This is a genomic window from Zhongshania aliphaticivorans, from assembly GCF_902705855.1.
Taxonomy (GTDB): Bacteria; Pseudomonadota; Gammaproteobacteria; order Pseudomonadales; family Spongiibacteraceae; genus Spongiibacter; species Spongiibacter aliphaticivorans_B.
The window spans coordinates 139,020-158,152 of sequence record NZ_CACSIJ010000013.1 but is presented as its reverse complement, the minus strand read 5'-3'; the positions used below and the strand labels follow the sequence as shown (position 1 = coordinate 158,152).

Below are 19,133 nucleotides of genomic sequence, written 5' to 3'. Positions count from 1 at the left end.
ACACAAATAAAAACTCATTACGTATGCACTGCAGTAGTAGATCAATTCCCGTCAAACTCAACTAATCGCAAAAATGCATATATGGCTCTGCTGTCCAATATGTGACTGCAAAAACAAGGCCAGCTTAAAAATTTTCTCTGCTCCCATTTTATGACCCCATTCAAAACAACTTAGTTGCATTTACTTTGCTATAATTTTTTAACTTTGTTTTCACTCGGAATCCACCTCCTATGCCTGCCCAACCAATACTTTGCGACGCCACACTTACTGTCACCAATCGTTACGCCACCCTGTGCTTTGAGCGCGACGACGTTCGCAATGCGCTAACCGGAACCACACTCATTGATGATTTATGCGCCACCATAGAATGGGCAAACGCAAACAAAGAGATATCTTGCCTGATTATTACCGGTGCGGGCTCCGCATTTAGCGCAGGCGGAAACATCAAAGATATGCGTGACAAAGTGGGAATGTTTGGCGGTAGCGCCACCGAAATTAGCGCCAGCTATAAAGACGGGATTCAACGTATATCCCACGCCATGCATAACGCAGAAATCATCACCATTGCCGCCGTTAATGGCGCGGCAGTCGGCGCCGGCTTCGACCTTTGCTGCATGGCGGATATTCGTATTGGCTGTGAGCAGACTCGCTTTGGCGAAACCTTCATCAACCTTGGCATCATTCCCGGCGATGGCGGTGCATGGTTTCTGCAACGCTTAGTCGGCTACCAACGCGCGGCCGAACTCACTTTTAGCGGACGCATCATCGACAGCGCCGAAGCACTCAAACTCGGACTGTTACTTGAATGTGTACCAAAAGAAACACTGCTCACTACCGCCGAACGCTACGCAAGTGAATACGCCAGTAAACCACCGCAGGCCCTGCGGGCAACTAAGCGCTTAATGAAGTTGGCACAGCGACAAGAGCTTGGGGATTTTCTCGATGTATGCGCTGATGTTCAGGGCCAATGCCATCACACCGAAGATCATCAACGTGCACTAAATGCCTTCTTAAATAAAACAACTGCGCAATTTGAGGGCAATTAATCTAAAACACACCGTTGTGCAGTACAGTTATTTGCCACCACAGTATGTGGTGGCAAAAAATCAGGCAGGACTTACTTCTACTTTGTCGACCACACCACGCCCCTCTTCAAACACCTCCATCGTAACTGTAAATCCCCACAGGCGGCTGAGATGTTTCAATACCTCCTTCGCATCGTCGGTTAATGGTCGCTCGCGAAGCTGGTTATAGCGCAGAACCAATGATCTATCCCCCATGTGCTCGTAACGCAATATTTGAATATCGGGAATCAGCACATCACGATTATATTGCTTTGACAGCAAGCGCCGCACTTCACGGTAACCAGCCTCATTGTGAATAGCTTCAACGGTTAGGTGATCTTCTTTATGCTTGTCGGCAATCGCAAACAAATGAAATTCACGAATCAATTTGGGCGACAAATACTGGGCAATAAACGACTCGTCCTTATAGTTGCGCATGGCGAAATCGAGCACCTCGCGCCAATCTTTGTCCACTATATCGGGAAACCACGCCCGATCCTCATCGTCTGGCTCTTCACAAATTCGGCGTATATCACGCATCATTGCGAAACCTAGGGCATAGGGATTGATACCCGAATAGCCAGGGTGATCAAAACCCGGCTGCATGACCACATTGGTATGAGACTGCAAAATCTCGAACATAAAGCCGTCATCAACCAGCCCGCGGTCGTACATGGTATTCAACAAGGTGTAATGCCAAAAGGTTGCCCAGCCCTCGTTCATCACTTTAGTTAAACCCTGGGGATAGAAATACTGAGCGAGCTTGCGAACGATTCTGACAATTTCGCGCTGCCACGGCTCCAGTGTTGGCGAGTACTTTTCGACAAAATACAATAAATTTTCTTGTGGCTCAGGCGGAAAGGTTCGCTTTTTCTTTTTAGCGCCGGCTTTATCCACCGTCTTTTGGGGAAGCGTGCGCCATATATCATCGTACTGCGTCCACGCATGCTCTTCGCGTTCGTGCTGACGCTGCAGTTCGTCTTCTGCCGACAGTGGCGACGGCCGATGGAAACGATCAACACCGTGATCCATTAGCGCGTGACAGGCATCAATGGTCTCCTCTACACGCTGTTCGCCGTAGCGCTGCTCGCAGTCAAAAATATACTTCCGTGCAAATACCATGTAATCGACTATCGCATCTGCGCTAGTCCACTGTTTAAACAGGTAATTGCCTTTAAAAAAGGAATTGTGACCATAGCAGGCATGGGCAATAACCAGCGCCTGCATCGGCAGACTATTATCTTCCATTAAATAGGCGATACAGGGGTCGGAATTGATTACCAGCTCGTAAGCTAAGCCCCGCATGCCACGCCGATACGCTTCTTCGTTCTGTATAAATTCCTTGCCGTAGCTCCAATGACTGTAACTGATTGGCAAACCGACAGAAGCGTAGGCATCTAGCATTTGTTCAGACGCGATAACCTCTATCTGATTAGGATAGGTATCAAGGCCATACTCCTTGGCAATGGCAGAAATTTCCTTGTCGTAGCGCTGTAAGAGTTCGAAATCCCAATCACCACCGTGGGATAAAATAGTCTTCTTTCTTTTCACTGTTGTCATGCAGACTCCTTATGAAACAGTTCGCGCAAGACTGGATACACATCGCTGCGATCCATGACGGTACTCATTGCAAAGGTTTCATTCCGAATCTGACTATACGCAGCGGCCAAAGGGGTAATAGTAGAAGGACTGTCCGGTACTTCAACGTAGGCAAAATATTTACACCAAGGCAGAATATCTTTGCTCAATCTCATCGCGCTGCGTTGTGGATCACTTCCAAACGCATCGCCATCTGACACTTGAGCGGCGTATATATTCCACTCATTAGGTGAGTAGCGTTCACGCTGAATTTCTATCATCAAATCCAACGCCGACATGACCACTGTGCCGCCGGTTTGTGGGTCGTGGAAAAAAGCGTGTTCGTCGACTTCTTCGGCATTTGAGGTATGGCGAATAAATACCAGCTCAACCTTTTCATATTTTCGACTTAAGAAAAGGTATAACAAAGTATAAAACCGCTTTGCCAAATCCTTTTTTTTCTCCGACATCGAGGCGGAAACATCCATTAAGCAAAACATCACAGCTCGACTAATAGGCTTGGGTTCTTTTACGCGATGACGAAACCGTAGATCGTATTCGTCCAGAAAGGGAATACGTGCAATTCTTTTTTCAAGTGCATCGATCTCGGCTACGTCAGCACCGGAGGTTTTCAGCTCCTCGAGCTCGCGCTTAAGCGGAGCAGTTAATGCAATACGGCGCGCCATGGCATTTTTAACTGAGCGTGGCACCGACAGATTAGCCGGAACGCCACTCGGCGTATAACCCGCACGACGATAGGTAAATTGCTGAGAATCGCCCAGCACGGTTCGCGCCAGACGAGGAAGTTCGAGGTCGTCAAAAAACAGATTCATGAACTCTTCTTTAGAAAGAGTAAACATGAAATTATCTTGCCCGTCCTCTCCTTGGCCTTCACCACCAGAACCGCTGCCGCCACCACCGCCAGATTTAGGTTTGGCAATCATATCGCCGGTATTAAATTCCTTATTGCCGGGGTGTACCATTTCTCGGTCGCCACCACGACCGATACGAAACCTCGGTTCGGAAATGTCCTTTACGGGAATTCCAACCTCGCCACCGCGAGACATATCGGTGATGGATCGGTCGGCCACAATATCTGCGACAGACCGTCGCAATTGCTCTTTGTACCGCTTGATAAACCGCTGGCGATTCGTCGCGTTTTTGTTGCGATCATTCAGGCGGCGGTCAATAATCATTGACATAGTACGCCCCTTCTACAAACGGTCGTATAATTAACCTGCCTTTCTGACCCGCAGATACCACTCAGACAACAAACGCACTTGTTTAGGCGTATATCCTTTCTCCACCATTCGGGTAACAAAGTTTTCGTGCTTCTGTTTATCTTCAACCGAAGCCTTGGCATTAAAGGAAATAACCGGGAGCAACTCCTCTGTGCTAGAGAACATTTTCTTCTCAATCACTTCACGCAATTTTTCGTAACTGGTCCAGCTTGGATTGCGGCCTTCATTTTGCGCCCGTGCTCGCAGCACAAAATTAACAATCTCGTTGCGGAAATCTTTGGGATTAGCGATACCCGCAGGCTTCTCGATTTTTTCAAGCTCGCCATTCAAAGTGCCACGGTCAAAAATAGCACCGGTTTCAGGATCGCGATAATCCTCGTCCTGTATCCAGTAATCGGCGAAGGTCACATAGCGATCAAATATGTTTTGACCGTATTCTGAGTACGATTCCAAATACGAGGTTTGAATCTCTTTACCCACGTATTCTGCGTAACGCACCGCGAGCCAACCTTTAATAAACTCTAGGTACACGCGCTGGGTGTCTTCTGGTAATTGCTCACGAAGAATACGCTGTTCTAGTACGTACATTAGATGCACTGGGTTAGCGGCAATCTCAGAATTGTCGTAGTTGAAAACCGCCGACAACACTTTAAATGCAAACCGCGTCGACATGCCGTTCATGCCCTCGTCGATACCCGCGTAGTCACGATACTCTTGGAAGGACTTGGCAGCGGGGTCAGTATCTTTTAGGGACTCGCCATCATAGACCCGCATTTTAGAGTAAATACTGGAATTCTCTGGCTCGTGAAGACGCGATAAAACCGAAAACTGCGCTAGCATTTCCATGGTTCCCGGCGCGCAAGGCGCAGCAGAGAGCGAGCTATGGCGTAGCAATTTTTGGTAAATTTTTACTTCTTCAGACACCTGCAAACAGTAAGGCACTTTCACAATATAAACGCGGTCTAGAAACGCTTCATTGTGTTTGTCGTTACGGAAACTCTGCCATTCCGACTCATTGGAGTGGGCAAGAATCACCCCTTGGAATGGGATGGCCGAAAAGCCCTCAGTGCCTTTGTAGTTACCCTCTTGAGTCGCTGTTAATAAGGGATGCAGCATTTTGATGGGTGCTTTGAACATCTCTACAAATTCAAGTAAACCTTGGTTCGCGAGACACAAGCCACCTGAATAGGAATAGGCGTCTGGATCATCCTGCGCATACGCTTCTAATTTACGAATATCGACCTTACCCACAAGGGTAGAGATATCCTGATTATTATCGTCGCCAGGTTCTGTTTTGGTCACCGCAACTTGCTTCAAGACCGAAGGCTGAATTTTTACCACTCGGAATTTCGACAAATCACCTTCGTACTCTTCTAGGCGTTTTATCGCCCAAGGCGAGGACAAGCCGGTAAGGTAACGCTGGGGAATGCCGTACTCTTCTTCTAACTGTTTACCGTCACGTAGCGGATCAAATAGCCCCAGCGGCGACTCATTAATTGGCGAGCCTTTAATAGCGTATATCGGTGCAGCTTCCATCAGCTTTTTCAAGCGTTCGGCAATCGATGATTTACCACCGCCAACCGGACCAAGCAGATACAGAACCTGCTTCCGCTCCTCTAAGCCCTGCGCAGCATGTTTGAAAAAAGCGACTATTTGCGCAATAACATCTTCAAGCCCATAAAACTCTTCAAACGCGGGGTAGCGAGGGATAAGACGATTAGAAAATATTCGGGATAAGCGCGGATCTTTGCGGGTGTCGATCAACTCAGGCTCGCCTATTGCGGCAAGCATACGCTCAGCGGGGGTTGCGTAAGCAAGTGGGTCTTGACGGCATAGGTCAAGGTAGGCCTCTAGGGACATTTCTTCGTCACGCCCCTTTAGGTATTGCTCACGAACATTCTCAAGTATGCCCATCTTTGCAATCTCCTCTGTGCTGTACTTTGACGCCGAGAATGACCTAATTAGCCGACCTATTCAGAGCGCCTTAAAAGTGTGCAAGCATCTTTACTTTACTCTACTCTGATACGTAACTGTCATCCAGCTGGTTTATCAATAATTTAGATAAAATTATTAATAAAAAATTACGATATCTCAAAACGGAACTGTGTCGCATCACGGTAAAAATAATCGTGTGAATCACAAAAATTCTCTATCTTGGATACTACCTATTTTCGCACACGATGTGCGTATGCCCGCGGCGTTATCTTGGCTCTATGAGCTAATCCTAGCGCTCTATCTGCCCCAGATTGGCGTGCAGCACGCTGCCATTAATGACCGGGCTCTGTGCACAAAACCATATTGTGTCGACAATCTCAGTGGGATCAATCAAGCGACCGTAGCTGACCATACCCGTAATCGCCGCCATCACAACGGGATCGTCACCAAGATTCCCCCGCAACATCGCGGTGTCGGTAAACCCGGGGCAGATACAGGCAGTATGTATACCTCGACCAATCAAATCCTGGGTTGTCGCCTTCATCAAGCCCACCACCCCATGCTTACTCGCTATGTATGATGCACAGCCCGCGACAGCTTTCTCACTTAGTGTAGATCCCATATACAAAATTGCCGACCCTGGTTTCATTAGCGGAATCAGTAAGGTGTTCAGTTGCTGCGGTGCCACTAAATTCACTTGTAGCACATCAGCGAAGTTTTCTACCAACAAATCTCTCACTGTATCGCTGTCATGGCGAGCGGCGTTATGCAGCAACACTAACTCGTCAGCGTCTTTAGCTACGGCCTCTAAGTCGTTAATGCAATTATCCAGCCAATCACGCTTTTGCATATCGACGCCAATGTGCTCGGCACCCGCCAAGTCGATAGCCCGACGAGATAGATTTACAACGCGATAGCCCTCAGCAAGAAAGCGTTTTGCGGTCGCAAAACCAATACCTTGGCTGCCACCACTCAATATCAAAACTTTGCTCATGACATTTTCCCAGCTAGTAATATATTTACGAATCAAACTGACAGGTGGACGCGACCGACCATAGCCGGCAAGCGGACGCACACCCTTTTGGATTTTACTTAAATGCAGTGCTAGCCGCAGGCGGCTAGTCGCGCGTCCAACTCGCCGAGCCCCATTGCCCCGGCCCCGACGACACCTTCATCACTAGTTCGCGAATCTCGTTGCCCTCTATAAACGGCGCATCAGTCAGTAACAGCTCTAATAAATACCGCGCAAACTCCTCGACCGTGGTATTGCGAACTGGCAACACCAAGGTATCCGATTGTAAAAACGGGATCTCTTCACCATTAAATTCAGCAATATAAAAATTACCGCGTTCGACAACTCGCATATACGGCGATTCGGCGGGTAACAGCGTGTATTCATCAAGACGAGCGCACAACTTGCGCAGGCGGGACTTTATTTCCACATAGCTAAAGCACATGCCATTGTCACCAACATCCGCCGTTACTAGCAGGCTGACCTTAAAGTTGTGGCCATGTAAACGCTCTCGGTCAGTAGCAGAAAAAATGGTGAAGTGGGCGCCGGAGAACTTTAGATCTTCTTTGCAAATTTCAATGCTGGTGTAGGCTTTTACAGGCATTACACTCACTATTCCTTATTAGTATTGCGACTCGCTACTCGGGTTTTGACTCGGCGCAACAGCAATCGATATCCGCCGCCACTTAGAGAAAACTACATAGTCATAGCTTACCTCAGCGCTGCCAACCCTTACACCCCTGAGCGAGTATAAGCCGCCAACGCGGTCTCTACCTCAACCAATAAGCTTGCTTCATCTAGGCCGGCACCATCAACGGTAATATCGGCATAGCGCTGGTATAAAGGCAGTCTCTCGCTGTAAACGCCTTGCAAATCCTGCCCTGGCGGACCGGCAATACCGCGCTCAGCAAAATTTTGCACACGATCCTCAATGGCTGACAGAGATATATCAATAAAAACACAGGGGCCAAAACGTCGTAAATGCATCATTGCGGCATCGCTGTACACCGCGCTGCCGCCCGTCGCTACCACTTTATTGACGAAGTCATTTCTCAGCAATACATCCGCCTCGATAGCCCGCAAATACTGGTAGCCACTAGCGTCGAGCATCGCCTGCAGGCTCCGCCCTTCCCGCTGCTCTATGAGCCGATCGGTATCGACAAATTCGACGCCAAGGCGCAATGCCAGTGCCTGACCAATAGTGGATTTTCCCGCTCCCGGCATACCGATAAGCACAACACTGGACGACACAACTTCAGACATAGACAGAGTGGATACCTCAGATACACCAAGCAATACATCACAGTGCCACAAAGTAGCAGCAACAAAAATACAGAATGACAAACAAAAAAAAAGACGGTACCCGTCGAAACAGGTACCGCCAAAGATCTTACTTGAAAGGAACTGGGTAAAGACGTTTATTAAGGGGACGACAACGGCCCCCTCCCACCGCAATATTAAGACTGGAACATTTCTAATATTGAGGAGAAGTCACGCTGAGCATTGCCCTTAGATGAGAACGAAGCGTAAAGGCTGCGCGCCAATGAACCCATAGGCACTGAACTCTGGGTAACTAGGCTATTTTCCATCGCCAAACCAAGGTCTTTCAGCATCAGCTGAACCATAAAGCCCGGCTTATAATCGTTTGATGCCGGTGCCGTTGGCATAACGTCTGGATATGGGTTGTAGTTCTCTAAGGACCAGTTTTTACCAGAGCTATTCAGCATAATTTCTGACAGCACTTTAGGATCTAGGCCGTTGTTAGCACCCAATTGCAACGCTTCAGCGGTGCCAACCATGTGCACAGCTAATAACATGTTGTTGCAGATCTTGGCGATTTGACCGGCGCCGTGATCACCCGCGTGGAAGATATTCTTACCCATACCTTCTAACACCAATTTGCCACGGGCAAAGCCGTCAGCACTGCCGCCACACATAAAGGCCAAGGTACCGGCTTGCGCCGCTTTGACACCACCAGACACAGGTGCATCGATCATTTGCAGGCCACGTGCAGCCGCCGCTTCGCCAACACGGCGAGCGGTGTCTGCATCAATGGTACTGCAATCCATAAACAGGGTGCCGTCTGCTGCTTTGGCAATAAGGCCTTCGTCACCCAAATACAAACCTGCAACATGCTTACCAGCGGGTAGCATTGTGATAACGGTATCTGCACCCGCTAGCGCCTCAAGTGCGCTGGCAGCTTTGCCTGCGCCCTGAGCAACAACCGCGTCCATCGCCGCTTCTACCAAATCAAATACCGTCACTTGGTGACCGGCCTTGACCAAATTGGCAGCCATTGGCCCGCCCATATTACCCAAACCAATAAACGCTACCTTAGCCATAATACTCACCTGTTTATTAGACTGCGGGTGCCCACATGGGCGCCCTTTTTATATAAAAAATGAGACGACCGAAACCGCCTCAAAACCTGCGACTAAACGTTCTACAAATACTTGCCACACGATCCCTTAAAGATCGTGCAGCGGATTTTCTGGCCACGGCGCAGTAAAATGCTGCTCAATTAATGCCTGTGGCACATCTGCTGGCGACGCATGCTGCCATGCGGGGTTCTTGTCCTTGTCAATTAGCAAGGCCCTAACTCCCTCAGCAAATTCTGGCTGGCGAATAATGGTTGTCGATAGCAGCGCTTCAGCTTGAAAAGCCGCTTTCAGACTCAGGCCATTACAACGGCGAATTTGCTCGGCAATCAAGCGAGCACTCAGCGGCGAACCCGATGCCAAGGTCGCGGCAGCTTTCTGTATCCACGGATTTTCAGACTGGGCGGCGATAATGTTGTTAATCACCGCTAGATCGTCTTCACCAGTACACAACTGTTCTATTTCTACTGCTGCGGCTTCGACATTCCCAGCCGGCAATGCCGCTTTAGAACGAGCGGCAAAGCCATTCATCAAATCAAAAACACGTTCTTGGTTTTCAGCCACGCCGGTAGACCAAACAGCATCAGTCAGCGCATTCAAGACTTCACCTGCGTACTCATGCTCAATAAAGCCTTCGGCCAAACCAAGGTACACCGCATCTGCAGCATTAAACGACGCGCCAGTTAAGGCCAGAAACAAACCCGCATTCCCTGGCATGCGGTTTAAGAAGTAGCTACCGCCTACGTCGGGGTATAAACCGATAGTGATCTCTGGCATAGCAAGACGGGTTCTTTCGGTGACAACCCGATAGCTGCCCGCCGCAAACACACCCATGCCGCCACCCATGACAATGCCGTGACCCCAAACAATGACCGGCTTGTCGAATTGATGTAGCAAGTAATCAACACGATATTCCTGCTCAAAAAACGCTTCTGCGTACTCGCAAGGACCGCCCGGCTGCTCAATAGATGACTTATATAAAGCCTGAACGTCACCACCAGCACACAGTGCTTTTTGGCCTGAGCCATGAATAAAGACGCAGGCAATATCGCTACGCTCGCGCCATTCGCGGAGCTTCAGCAGCATCAGCTCAACCATGTTCAGGGTGAGCGAGTTCAGCGTTTTTTCTACATTCAGGGTAATAACACCCACTGCAGGACCACTCGCCGACTTACGCTCTTCAAATAAAACTTCTTCTACATGCGCTTCCATTACGCGTTCTTCCACTCTGGGCTGCGTTTTTCAAGGAAGGCATTCACGCCTTCTTTTTGATCTAAGGTGTCAAACAACTGAATGAAGCGCTCGCGCTCCAGCAACAAGCCCTGTGGCATAACCGCTTCGCGCGGCGAGTGAATCAGCTCCTTACAGAAGGTCACTGAAACAGGACTCTGCTGGGCAACCTGTGCAGCCAAGGCCAAGGCCGCGGCTTTAGCAGTACCTGATTCGACCACTTCCTCAACCAAACCTAGGCTCAATGCTTTGTCGGCTTTAATACGCTCGCCGCACAAAATAATGCGCTTCGCCCAACCGGGACCAACCAAGGCAGTCAAACGCTGAGTACCGCCAGCACAAGGTAATAAGCCCACTTTCGCTTCTGGCAAAGCCATTTGTGCATGAGCTTCAGCAATGCGGATATCGCAGGCCAAGGCGCACTCCAAACCGCCACCCATGGCAAAGCCATTGATTGCCGCAATAGATACACCGCGGAAATCAGCCAAGGCCTCAAAAGCTTGGCCAAATTTCAAACCGATGTCTTGCGCCACGGCTTTGTCGCCGCTGGCAAACATTTTTAAATCTGCGCCCGCTGAGAAGAATTTCTCACCAGCGCCAGTAATAACCAAGCTGTAAATATTTTTGTCAGCGTTTAGATTGGCTATCAACTCGCGCATACCGCTTAAAGATTCAGAGTCCCACGTATTTGCACCGGGATTGTCGATAGTAATCAAAGCAGTGTGGTCAATGATCTCTACTTTTAGTTTTTCTGTGGGACTGTAGTTGCTCACTTAATCACCTCCAAGGCGCCATCTATTAATAAACGTCGGCCAATAATGACCCGCATAATTTCGTTCGTACCTTCCAGAATCTGATGCACACGACTATCGCGAACATGCCGCTCCAGCGGGTATTCTTTAATATAACCATAACCGCCGTGCAACTGCAGGGCGTCGTTACAAATGTTAAAACACACATCGGTAGCAAAGCGTTTTGCCATCGCGCAGTAGGTACTGGCTTCTGGGTCGCTGCTATCAAGTTTGAAGGCAGCCAAACGCACCATCTGCCGCGCAGCCACTAAGTCAGTGGTCATATCGGCCAATTTAAACTGGGTGTTTTGGAAGTCCGCAATTGCCTGACCAAACTGCTTACGCTCTTTCACGTATTCAATGGTCGCCTCAAGAGCGGCTTGGGCAGTACCTATGGAGCAGGTGGCAATATTGATACGACCACCATCCAAACCCTTCATCGCAATCTTAAAACCTTGGCCTTCACTACCAAGCATATTGGCAGCAGGGACTACCACGTCTTCAAAACTCACGGTACGAGTCGGCTGACTATTCCAGCCCATTTTCTCTTCTTTTTTACCGTAGCTTACGCCCGGTGCATCAGCCGGAATCGCAAAGGCGCTAATGCCTTTAGGACCATCAGCACCCGTGCGCAACATCACGACCAGCAGGTCAGTTGAGCCAGCGCCGGAGATAAACATTTTGCTGCCGTTAACAATATAGTTGTCACCATCGGCGCGGGCAGTACTGCGTAGGCTTCCCGCATCTGAACCAGCACTGGGCTCGGTTAAGCAGTAAGAAGCCAGCTTCTCACCCATCACCAAATCACCACACCACTCTTCAATTAAGGCAGGCATACCGTAGGTGCCGACCATGCTGGTCGCCATATTGTGAATGGTCAAAAACGCGGCGGTAGAGGTACAGCCCCGCGCCAGCTCTTCAACAATCACGCTGGTATCTAAGCGGCTCATACCCAAGCCACCCGCGTCTTCAGGGGTATACATACCCATAAAGCCCAGCTCACCGGCTTGTTTTAGCGCATCTTTAGGAAAAATATGTTCAGCGTCCCATTGGGCCGCATTTGGCTTGAACACGCCGTCAGCAAATGACCGCGCACTTTCGGCGAACGCTTTTTGATCGTCAGAAAGGTTAAAGTCCATGTTGTTCTCTTTTTATTTACACCAAATAATGCAAAACGCCGCAATCACTGCGGCGTTTGCACGCGACGTCTTACTTGAATTTATCCATCACTTTGCCAAACAATACGTCGTCAGACGGAATCACTTTGGTCACCGCTAATGGCTTAGATACCCAAGTTTCGTTGATCAGGTCGCGCCATGTAATGTTGTTATTGGTGCTGTTACCACCCCAAGAACCACAACCTAGCGAGAAGGTTTGACGCATACCATTCCACAAGTTACCGCTATTAGACGGAGCCTGTGGCTGGTTAACCATCACCCGTGAAGTTTTGGTCGCGTAAGCGAACTTCATGATGTTCTCATCGCTGTACGAGTAAATACCGCAAGAGTGGCCTTGACCTTGGTAGGCTTGAATGGCGTTGGTCATGGCAATCGCGCCATCAATGTCTTTCACCGTGTAGAAGGCCATTACCACTGACATTTTTTCGCCAGAGAATGGGTGCTCTGGGCCTGCGCCCGTTTCTGGCACGATGAAGAAAGTCTTGCCTTCGGGCAGATCAATACCCGACATTTCAGCTAGTACAGTTGCAGGCTGAGCAACAATACGGGCGGCGATGTGACCGTCTTCCCAGATAATGCCCTGTAATTTCGCTTTTTCTTCTGCATTACAAATGTAACCGCCCTGCGCTTGAAGCTTTTCAAGCAAGGCCTCTACATTTGATTCAAAGGCGATAACGGCGTTATCAGAAGAGCATGATGCCGCCAGATCTAAGGTCTTAGAAATGCGGATTTTCTCAGCCGCTTCGTCCAGATCAGCCGTGTCATCTACCGTGATAACCGCGTTACCCGCGCCCACACCCAATGCGGGGGTGCCGCTTGAGTAAGCAGATTTAACCATTGGCGCGCCGCCAGTAGCTAAAATGCGGTCGCACTGTTTCATTAGCTCTGCTGTACCTTCCATAGATGGGCTATCCATAGAGATAACCAAATCTTCTGGCGCGCCGCAGGCTTTGAGTGCCTCGCGCATCAAGTCGCAGATCATTTTGTTAGTTAGCTTAGAGCGTGGGTGCGGTGCAACAATAATAGAGTTACGACCTTTAACTGCAGAAATCGCCTTAATGACTGGCGTCGCCTCTGGGTTGGTACACGGCGTTAGAGCACCGATAACACCAACAGGCTTAGCGATTTTAACGATGTTGCGCTCTTTGTCTTCTTCCAGAACACCCACTGACTTGTCATTGATAATATCGAATAAGGCCGCGCGGGTTTTCTTAAAAATTTTAAGGAACTTGCCGTCGTAATTACCCAGCTGAGTTTCTTCTACGGTGAACTTAGCAATTTTCTCAGCCACGTCCTGACGTGCAACAGACCACACCATGGCAGCAATCAACTCATCAACCTGCTCTTGGGTGTAATTCGCGATCTGAGCCTGCGCTTTGCGTGAACGCTCAATTAGAGACTGTACAAAAATTGCCTCTTCAGTAGTGGCTACGGCGGTTTCAGCGGCCATGGTATTTCTCCGGGTTATTTTGTGGCTAACAATAGTGCATTCAGCATTTGCTGCATGCGCATAAACAGGGCAACTATATAAACACATCCCTGCAGGGGGTAGGATTGACTATATTGCCGACTTGATGGACTATATTGCGCAAGCAAGCAAGCGTATTTCTTCATTTAAAAAATACAAAATATCTATATTTAACAAAGGCTTAAAATGTCAATTACCTCGGATTGGCCACTCCCCCCGCTTGGAATTCGCTTTCTTACGCCGCAATTTGTACAAACTCAATTAGCGGGACACCCCTTAACCGAGGGGCTATTCCCCATCGCGATGGGCTATTACCCCGCCGCATTCGGCCACCGCATGCACCGTCAGCAGGAAAACAGCTACCTACTTATTTACTGCATAGATGGCAAAGGCACATTAATGTGCGACGACAAACGCTACCGCATTCGCAGCGGCGATATTATTCTGCTGCCGCCCAATCACCCCCATGCCTACAAGGCTGACACCAAAGACCCGTGGACAATCTATTGGCTACATTTTAATGGCAGCTTGGCCGATCACTTCTATCAGCATATTCAGCTAAGTACGCCGTCATTTAATATTGGGGTGCAGCCACGGGTTGTGCGGATATTTGATGGTTTATCTGAGCTGAGACGTAGCGGCTATCAATTTGCAGAGTTCATTCAAGGCGGACACCAGCTTCAAGCACTGCTCAGTTACATAGCGCTGCTGGTCCGCCAACAGCGGCCGCAGAGTGGGACGGCACTCAACTGGGAAAGATTGCGCGCAACGATGCAAGAACATGTCCATGGGCAGCTTAATTTAGATGACTTGGCCGCCAGCGCCAAATTATCTAAATACCATTTCACCAAAAAGTTTAAAGCACATACGGGCCAGTCACCGATCCAGTATTTTATAAATATGAAAATTCAACGAGCCTGCTATTTATTAGACAGCACCAGCCAGTCGGTAAAGCAGGTTGCATCGTCGGTGGGGTATGACGACGCCTATTATTTTTCTCGGCTATTCAAAAAGACCATCGGCGTAGCACNCAATGATTACCGTAAACATCGACGTTAAAACTTCACGCTTAGTTATCTGCAATCGCCCACCACCCATCACCCCAAACATCAACCTCACCGCTTTAAAACAACACTACTAAAAACCCCAAGTAATTAAATAAATACGCCTATATAGTTATCAATATTTATACCCAACCAAGTTAATACTCTATTAAAATATTATTATTCCCTAAATAGCAAAAGTGTGTCATAGACAAATCCCACACCCATCAACTAAGCCCCCACCCTTAAAACACCTAAATTACAGAGCATATATTACGTGACATTAACTTACGCAAACTATAAACAACGTGTAATAGTGAATATTTTTTATAAAATACGTACATCTACTAATTCAATTATTCACGACATAATTACTTTAAACTAGACCAAACTCACAAAAATAACATTTCACTATAGGCGCACATTGAGAGATCAATATGTTTAAGACAGAATGACCTTGTTCCGCACCGAGAGACAAGTTCTCACCAATGACAGCTTTAATACTCAGTGCAACGCTAAACACTATTAGTCTTATAGAAAAACGAGGATTCACCATGAATAAAAAAATGAAAGCTCTATTCGGCGGCATGGTTATAGCTAGCTCTGCAATGACTGCGCAAGCACAAGTACCAATTGTAGGCGGTGTGCTGAGTGGCTTACCTGTAGTCGGCGGCATACTCGGTGGCGACCTGCTCGGCGGCAACTTACTTGGTGGATTACCAGTAATTGGTGGCCTAGCAGGCGGTGACTTACTAGGCGGACTACCAGTAGTCGGCGGTCTGGCGGGCGGTGACTTATTAGGCGGATTGCCAGTAATCGGCGGCCTAGCGGGCGGCGGCTTACTTAGCGGATTACCGGTGGTTGGCGGCCTAGCGGGCGGCAATTTACTTAACGGACTACCTGTAATTGGCAGCTTGTCAGGCGGTGGATTACCTATAATCGGCGGCCTAACTAGCGGCGGTCTGCCAGTGATCGGCAGCCTGACGGGTGGCGGTTTACCAATTGTTGGTACATTACCCGTCATCGGCGGCTTATTAGGAGGCAACTTACTGGGCGGCGGATTGCCAGTTGTTGGCGGCCTACTAGGTGGCGGCATCCCTCTTGTGGGCGGATTACCCGTTATTGGCGGCGTAGTGAGCGGCTTGCCGATAGTTGGCGATATTCTATAAGCCTCACTGCCAAAGCTCTCCCACCAAAGCCGAGTGACATACTCGGCTTTTTATTGCCGGTTTATTGCGCTTATAAGGCTTTTAGCCTGCACTAAAGCAGCGTCAACACCGACAAATGGCTCAGTTATTACGCGATGAATAATTCAACAGCAAGTGCTGAGATAAAATGACGTATTAGGAAGGATTTAGAAGACCTAACCCCAGCCATCAACACTGGGGCGGCACAAAAGCTCAGCGAACGCTGAGCTAAAAAAACAATTACGATTCTGGCAATTCTGCGTTGTGGTAAACGTTTTGCACATCGTCTAAATCGTTAAGCATATCCATGAATTTTTCAAACATCGGCAGATCATCGCCTCCGACAGGGGCAGTGTTTTGGGCTAAGAACTGAATTTCGTCGACATCAAATTCAGCAACGCCCATTTCTATCAAGGCTTGCTTAGCTTTGAAATAGTCGGTATTAGGCGCAAACACAGAAATTTTCCCGTCTTCTTTTTCAATATCCGCCACATCAACATCTGCTTCCATCAGCGCTTCTAAGGCTGCCTCTTCATCCTCGCCACTAAATACGAAAATCGCTGAGTGATCAAACATGTGGCTGACGCTGCCCTGGGTGCCGATTTTACTTTTAGTTTTGGTAAAGCATAAACGCACATCACCGAAGGTGCGATTAGGGTTATCGGTAAGGCATTCGATGATAACCATGCAGTTGCCCGGGCCGTAACCTTCGTAGCGAGCTAAAGCGAAGTCTTCACCAGCACCGCCCTTGGCCTTTTCAATTGCCTTGTCGATGACGTGAGTCGGCACCTGATCTTTCTTAGCACGCTCTATCATGCCGCGTAGCGCCAAGTTGCCAGTGGGGTCAAATCCACCTGCTTTGGCACAAACATAGATTTCGCGTCCGTATTTACTATAAACCTTGGCCTTGGCATCTGAGGTTTTGGCCATGGAATCTTTGCGGTTTTGGTAGGCTCTGCCCATTGCGCTGCTCCGCTGAAAATAACAAAAATACGGATTTTACAGAGAGGTATTCAGATAGGGAAACTTTTCGTCACATTCATTCAATACAAACGACCGCCAAACTGCGTTGCTACACCAAATTAGCGGAGCTAATCAGCGTAAAAAGGCCTGACCGCCGTCTACTGGCAAGGTATGGCCGGTGATATAAGCCGCATCCGGCCCGCATAGAAACACCACAACGCGACCCACATCTTCCTCACAGTCACCCACTCGCCCCAAAGGAACGGTGTTCAAAAAGTCCTCAACATCATCCCCGCCGCTTTCCACCCAGCGACTCATGGCCGGTGACATTGCTAAAGGCATGATGCAATTAACACGAATATTGTCGTCACCCCACTCACAGGCAGCAGCCCTACTGAGTGCGCGAGTAGCCTCTTTGGCCGCAGCGTAAGCCCCGAATCCCGACGAGTCTGAGCGCATGGCCGCAGAACTTCCAACGTTAACGATACTGCCGTCGCCGCGCAAAAAGGGGTAACAAGCTTTCATAAATCGCAGGGCTGCCAAAGGGCCAGAATCCATACCGTCTAGGTATTCGTCTTCGTTGATTTCGAGGAGATTGCCAAGTGGCACGATCTGGGCGTTATTAACGAGAATATCGACGCCACCAAATTCATCGACAATTTCTAATACTGCCGCATCAATATCTTCCGCCACGGTAACATCGCAGACAAAGGCTTGTGCTTCGCCGCCTCGCCGATGAATTTCTGAACAAGTAGCTTCTAGCGTGGCTAAGGTTCTACCCAATACCGCAACGATTGCACCTTCAGCCGCCAACGCAAAGGCAATACCGGCGCCAACGCCTTGGCCGCCACCCGTTACCACCGCCACTTTATTTTGCAAAATAGCCATCACACACCCCCTAACGACGAATGCGACCAGCCAACTGAGCTTAGTCTGCCAGCTGTGCCACGCTTTTCAGAATTAACCGCACCAACAGCGTTTGCCTGCTGACACCGGTTTTCGAGAAAATCGACCGCAGATGTGTGCGCGCGGTATTGCGACTCATGCCAAGAGCCGCAGACGCCTCATCAAGACTTAAGCCATCGGCCAGTAGCAGTGAGAGCTGCGCCTCAGTCGGCGTAAAGCCAAATAACTGAATAATCACCGCCACAGGTGCCTCTGCGCCGTATTCCGGATCACTAATAAAAATCGCCACCGTGGGCACTGACTTCCCTTCAGACCACTCTGTTACCGGCACGGGGCGTGCAATAACGCCTAAATCAGAAAAGTCGCCATCACGCGGCACTCTCATCGCCTCAACCACCGTTGGCTCATCGCCGCTGCGATGTTCCAATATTCGATTAATCAAGCGCTGTAATTTCTTGGTTGTCGCCTGATCACCCAACAACAACTGGCCGTCTTCAACTCGAACATCTGGCTCACGAATAATCAGATGCTCAGCCATTCTATTGCAGTTAAGCACACGACCATTTTCATCAAGAATAATAGTCGCTAATGATAAACTTTCCACCGCACCAGCGTACAAAGCCCGCTCAGATTCAACTTTATTTAACCTGACATGAAAACGCAGTGCGCGCTCTAAATGCGGCACCAGCGCGTAAATCAAATCGCGGTCGGCCTGATCAAAACTCGCGGAGTGCTCACCGCGAGCAACACGCAAGCCGGCATTCATTTCGCCGGGCACCACAATATCAACGCCCAGCGAGTCATACAGGCCCGCAGGTTTCATACACAACTTATAGAGTTCGCTATCTAACCAGCCTTCCCCGGGAACCATTTCCATCAAGCTTTTTACTTCGCCGGGGCGCAGTGATTGAAAAGGGTCCATAGCAAATAGGCGTTCTTGGTAGCGAGCAAGCGACTCGAGGTTACCCCCCACCACCCGCAATACCCCACGGCCTTTTTCAGATGGCTGATTTAATACTAGCGTCACCGATACTGCGCTCATCATCTTGCACAGCACTGACAGAAAATCTTCCCATGGCTCCTCTTCTAAAGGGCCTTGGTAAATTGTTGCGATTACTTCATCAAAGGCGGGATCAATAAGCATAACGGCAGCAAATGA

17 protein-coding genes are annotated in these 19,133 nt (G+C 49.0%); 3 read left to right on the top strand and 14 right to left on the bottom strand.

Annotation, left to right across the window (positions count from 1 at the left end):
- Positions 1 to 230 precede the first annotated feature (230 nt).
- The gene (locus tag GVJ32_RS10370) at positions 231 to 1,046 is read left to right on the top strand and encodes an enoyl-CoA hydratase-related protein (RefSeq protein WP_159239992.1); all 816 of its coding nucleotides are present in this window, start codon (positions 231 to 233) and stop codon (positions 1,044 to 1,046) included.
- A 60-nt stretch (positions 1,047 to 1,106) separates the two neighbouring features.
- On the opposite strand, the gene GVJ32_RS10365 is transcribed toward GVJ32_RS10370, so the two are convergent.
- The 11 genes from GVJ32_RS10365 to GVJ32_RS10315 all read right to left on the bottom strand — a co-directional run bounded on the left by GVJ32_RS10365 (position 1,107) and on the right by GVJ32_RS10315 (position 13,857).
- Positions 1,107 to 2,624, bottom strand: a complete 1,518-nt coding sequence (locus GVJ32_RS10365; RefSeq protein WP_159239991.1) for a SpoVR family protein — start codon at positions 2,622 to 2,624, stop codon at positions 1,107 to 1,109.
- Entirely contained in the window at positions 2,621 to 3,844 is a 1,224-nt protein-coding gene (locus GVJ32_RS10360) for a YeaH/YhbH family protein (RefSeq protein ID WP_159239990.1), read from the bottom strand. The genes GVJ32_RS10365 and GVJ32_RS10360 overlap by 4 nt, the downstream gene beginning before the upstream one ends.
- Positions 3,845 to 3,874: 30 nt before the next feature.
- The gene (locus GVJ32_RS10355) at positions 3,875 to 5,797 is read right to left on the bottom strand and encodes a PrkA family serine protein kinase (RefSeq protein WP_159239989.1); all 1,923 of its coding nucleotides are present in this window, start codon (positions 5,795 to 5,797) and stop codon (positions 3,875 to 3,877) included.
- Positions 5,798 to 6,107: 310 nt separating this feature from the next.
- Complete coding sequence (locus GVJ32_RS10350; RefSeq protein WP_159239988.1) at positions 6,108 to 6,812, bottom strand: SDR family NAD(P)-dependent oxidoreductase; 705 nt, start codon at positions 6,810 to 6,812, stop codon at positions 6,108 to 6,110.
- Between the two features lie 124 nt (positions 6,813 to 6,936).
- On the bottom strand, positions 6,937 to 7,434 hold the full coding sequence (locus tag GVJ32_RS10345; RefSeq protein ID WP_159239987.1) for a 6-pyruvoyl trahydropterin synthase family protein: 498 nt from the start codon (positions 7,432 to 7,434) through the stop codon (positions 6,937 to 6,939).
- A gap of 128 nt (positions 7,435 to 7,562) precedes the next feature.
- The gene (locus tag GVJ32_RS10340) at positions 7,563 to 8,093 is read right to left on the bottom strand and encodes a shikimate kinase (RefSeq protein ID WP_159239986.1); all 531 of its coding nucleotides are present in this window, start codon (positions 8,091 to 8,093) and stop codon (positions 7,563 to 7,565) included.
- Positions 8,094 to 8,287: 194 nt separating this feature from the next.
- Complete coding sequence (gene mmsB, locus GVJ32_RS10335) at positions 8,288 to 9,172, bottom strand: 3-hydroxyisobutyrate dehydrogenase (RefSeq protein ID WP_159239985.1); 885 nt, start codon at positions 9,170 to 9,172, stop codon at positions 8,288 to 8,290.
- A 126-nt stretch (positions 9,173 to 9,298) separates the two neighbouring features.
- Positions 9,299 to 10,420: an enoyl-CoA hydratase/isomerase family protein gene (locus GVJ32_RS10330; RefSeq protein WP_159239984.1), complete on the bottom strand. Its 1,122-nt coding sequence runs from the start codon at positions 10,418 to 10,420 to the stop codon at positions 9,299 to 9,301.
- The gene (locus GVJ32_RS10325; RefSeq protein WP_159239983.1) at positions 10,420 to 11,211 is read right to left on the bottom strand and encodes an enoyl-CoA hydratase; all 792 of its coding nucleotides are present in this window, start codon (positions 11,209 to 11,211) and stop codon (positions 10,420 to 10,422) included. The genes GVJ32_RS10330 and GVJ32_RS10325 overlap by 1 nt, the downstream gene beginning before the upstream one ends.
- Entirely contained in the window at positions 11,208 to 12,368 is a 1,161-nt protein-coding gene (locus GVJ32_RS10320; protein ID WP_159239982.1) for an acyl-CoA dehydrogenase family protein, read from the bottom strand. The genes GVJ32_RS10325 and GVJ32_RS10320 overlap by 4 nt, the downstream gene beginning before the upstream one ends.
- Positions 12,369 to 12,438: 70 nt before the next feature.
- The gene (locus GVJ32_RS10315; protein WP_159239981.1) at positions 12,439 to 13,857 is read right to left on the bottom strand and encodes an aldehyde dehydrogenase family protein; all 1,419 of its coding nucleotides are present in this window, start codon (positions 13,855 to 13,857) and stop codon (positions 12,439 to 12,441) included.
- A 204-nt stretch (positions 13,858 to 14,061) separates the two neighbouring features.
- Here GVJ32_RS10315 and GVJ32_RS10310 point away from each other — a divergent pair, with 204 nt between their 5' ends.
- Complete coding sequence (locus tag GVJ32_RS10310; protein ID WP_159239980.1) at positions 14,062 to 14,934, top strand: AraC family transcriptional regulator; 873 nt, start codon at positions 14,062 to 14,064, stop codon at positions 14,932 to 14,934.
- 538 nt (positions 14,935 to 15,472) lie between these two features.
- Positions 15,473 to 16,087, top strand: coding sequence for a hypothetical protein (locus GVJ32_RS10305; protein ID WP_159239979.1), 615 nt, complete (start codon positions 15,473 to 15,475; stop codon positions 16,085 to 16,087).
- A gap of 258 nt (positions 16,088 to 16,345) precedes the next feature.
- Here GVJ32_RS10305 and GVJ32_RS10300 read toward each other — a convergent pair whose 3' ends face one another.
- The 3 genes from GVJ32_RS10300 to GVJ32_RS10290 all read right to left on the bottom strand — a co-directional run bounded on the left by GVJ32_RS10300 (position 16,346) and on the right by GVJ32_RS10290 (position 19,118).
- Positions 16,346 to 17,068, bottom strand: a complete 723-nt coding sequence (locus GVJ32_RS10300) for a YebC/PmpR family DNA-binding transcriptional regulator (RefSeq protein WP_159239978.1) — start codon at positions 17,066 to 17,068, stop codon at positions 16,346 to 16,348.
- Positions 17,069 to 17,200: 132 nt separating this feature from the next.
- Positions 17,201 to 17,956, bottom strand: coding sequence for an SDR family NAD(P)-dependent oxidoreductase (locus tag GVJ32_RS10295; RefSeq protein ID WP_159239977.1), 756 nt, complete (start codon positions 17,954 to 17,956; stop codon positions 17,201 to 17,203).
- A 40-nt stretch (positions 17,957 to 17,996) separates the two neighbouring features.
- Positions 17,997 to 19,118 (bottom strand): helix-turn-helix transcriptional regulator, encoded by a 1,122-nt coding sequence (locus GVJ32_RS10290; RefSeq protein WP_159239976.1) that lies wholly within the window; start codon positions 19,116 to 19,118, stop codon positions 17,997 to 17,999.
- Positions 19,119 to 19,133: the final 15 nt, after the last annotated feature.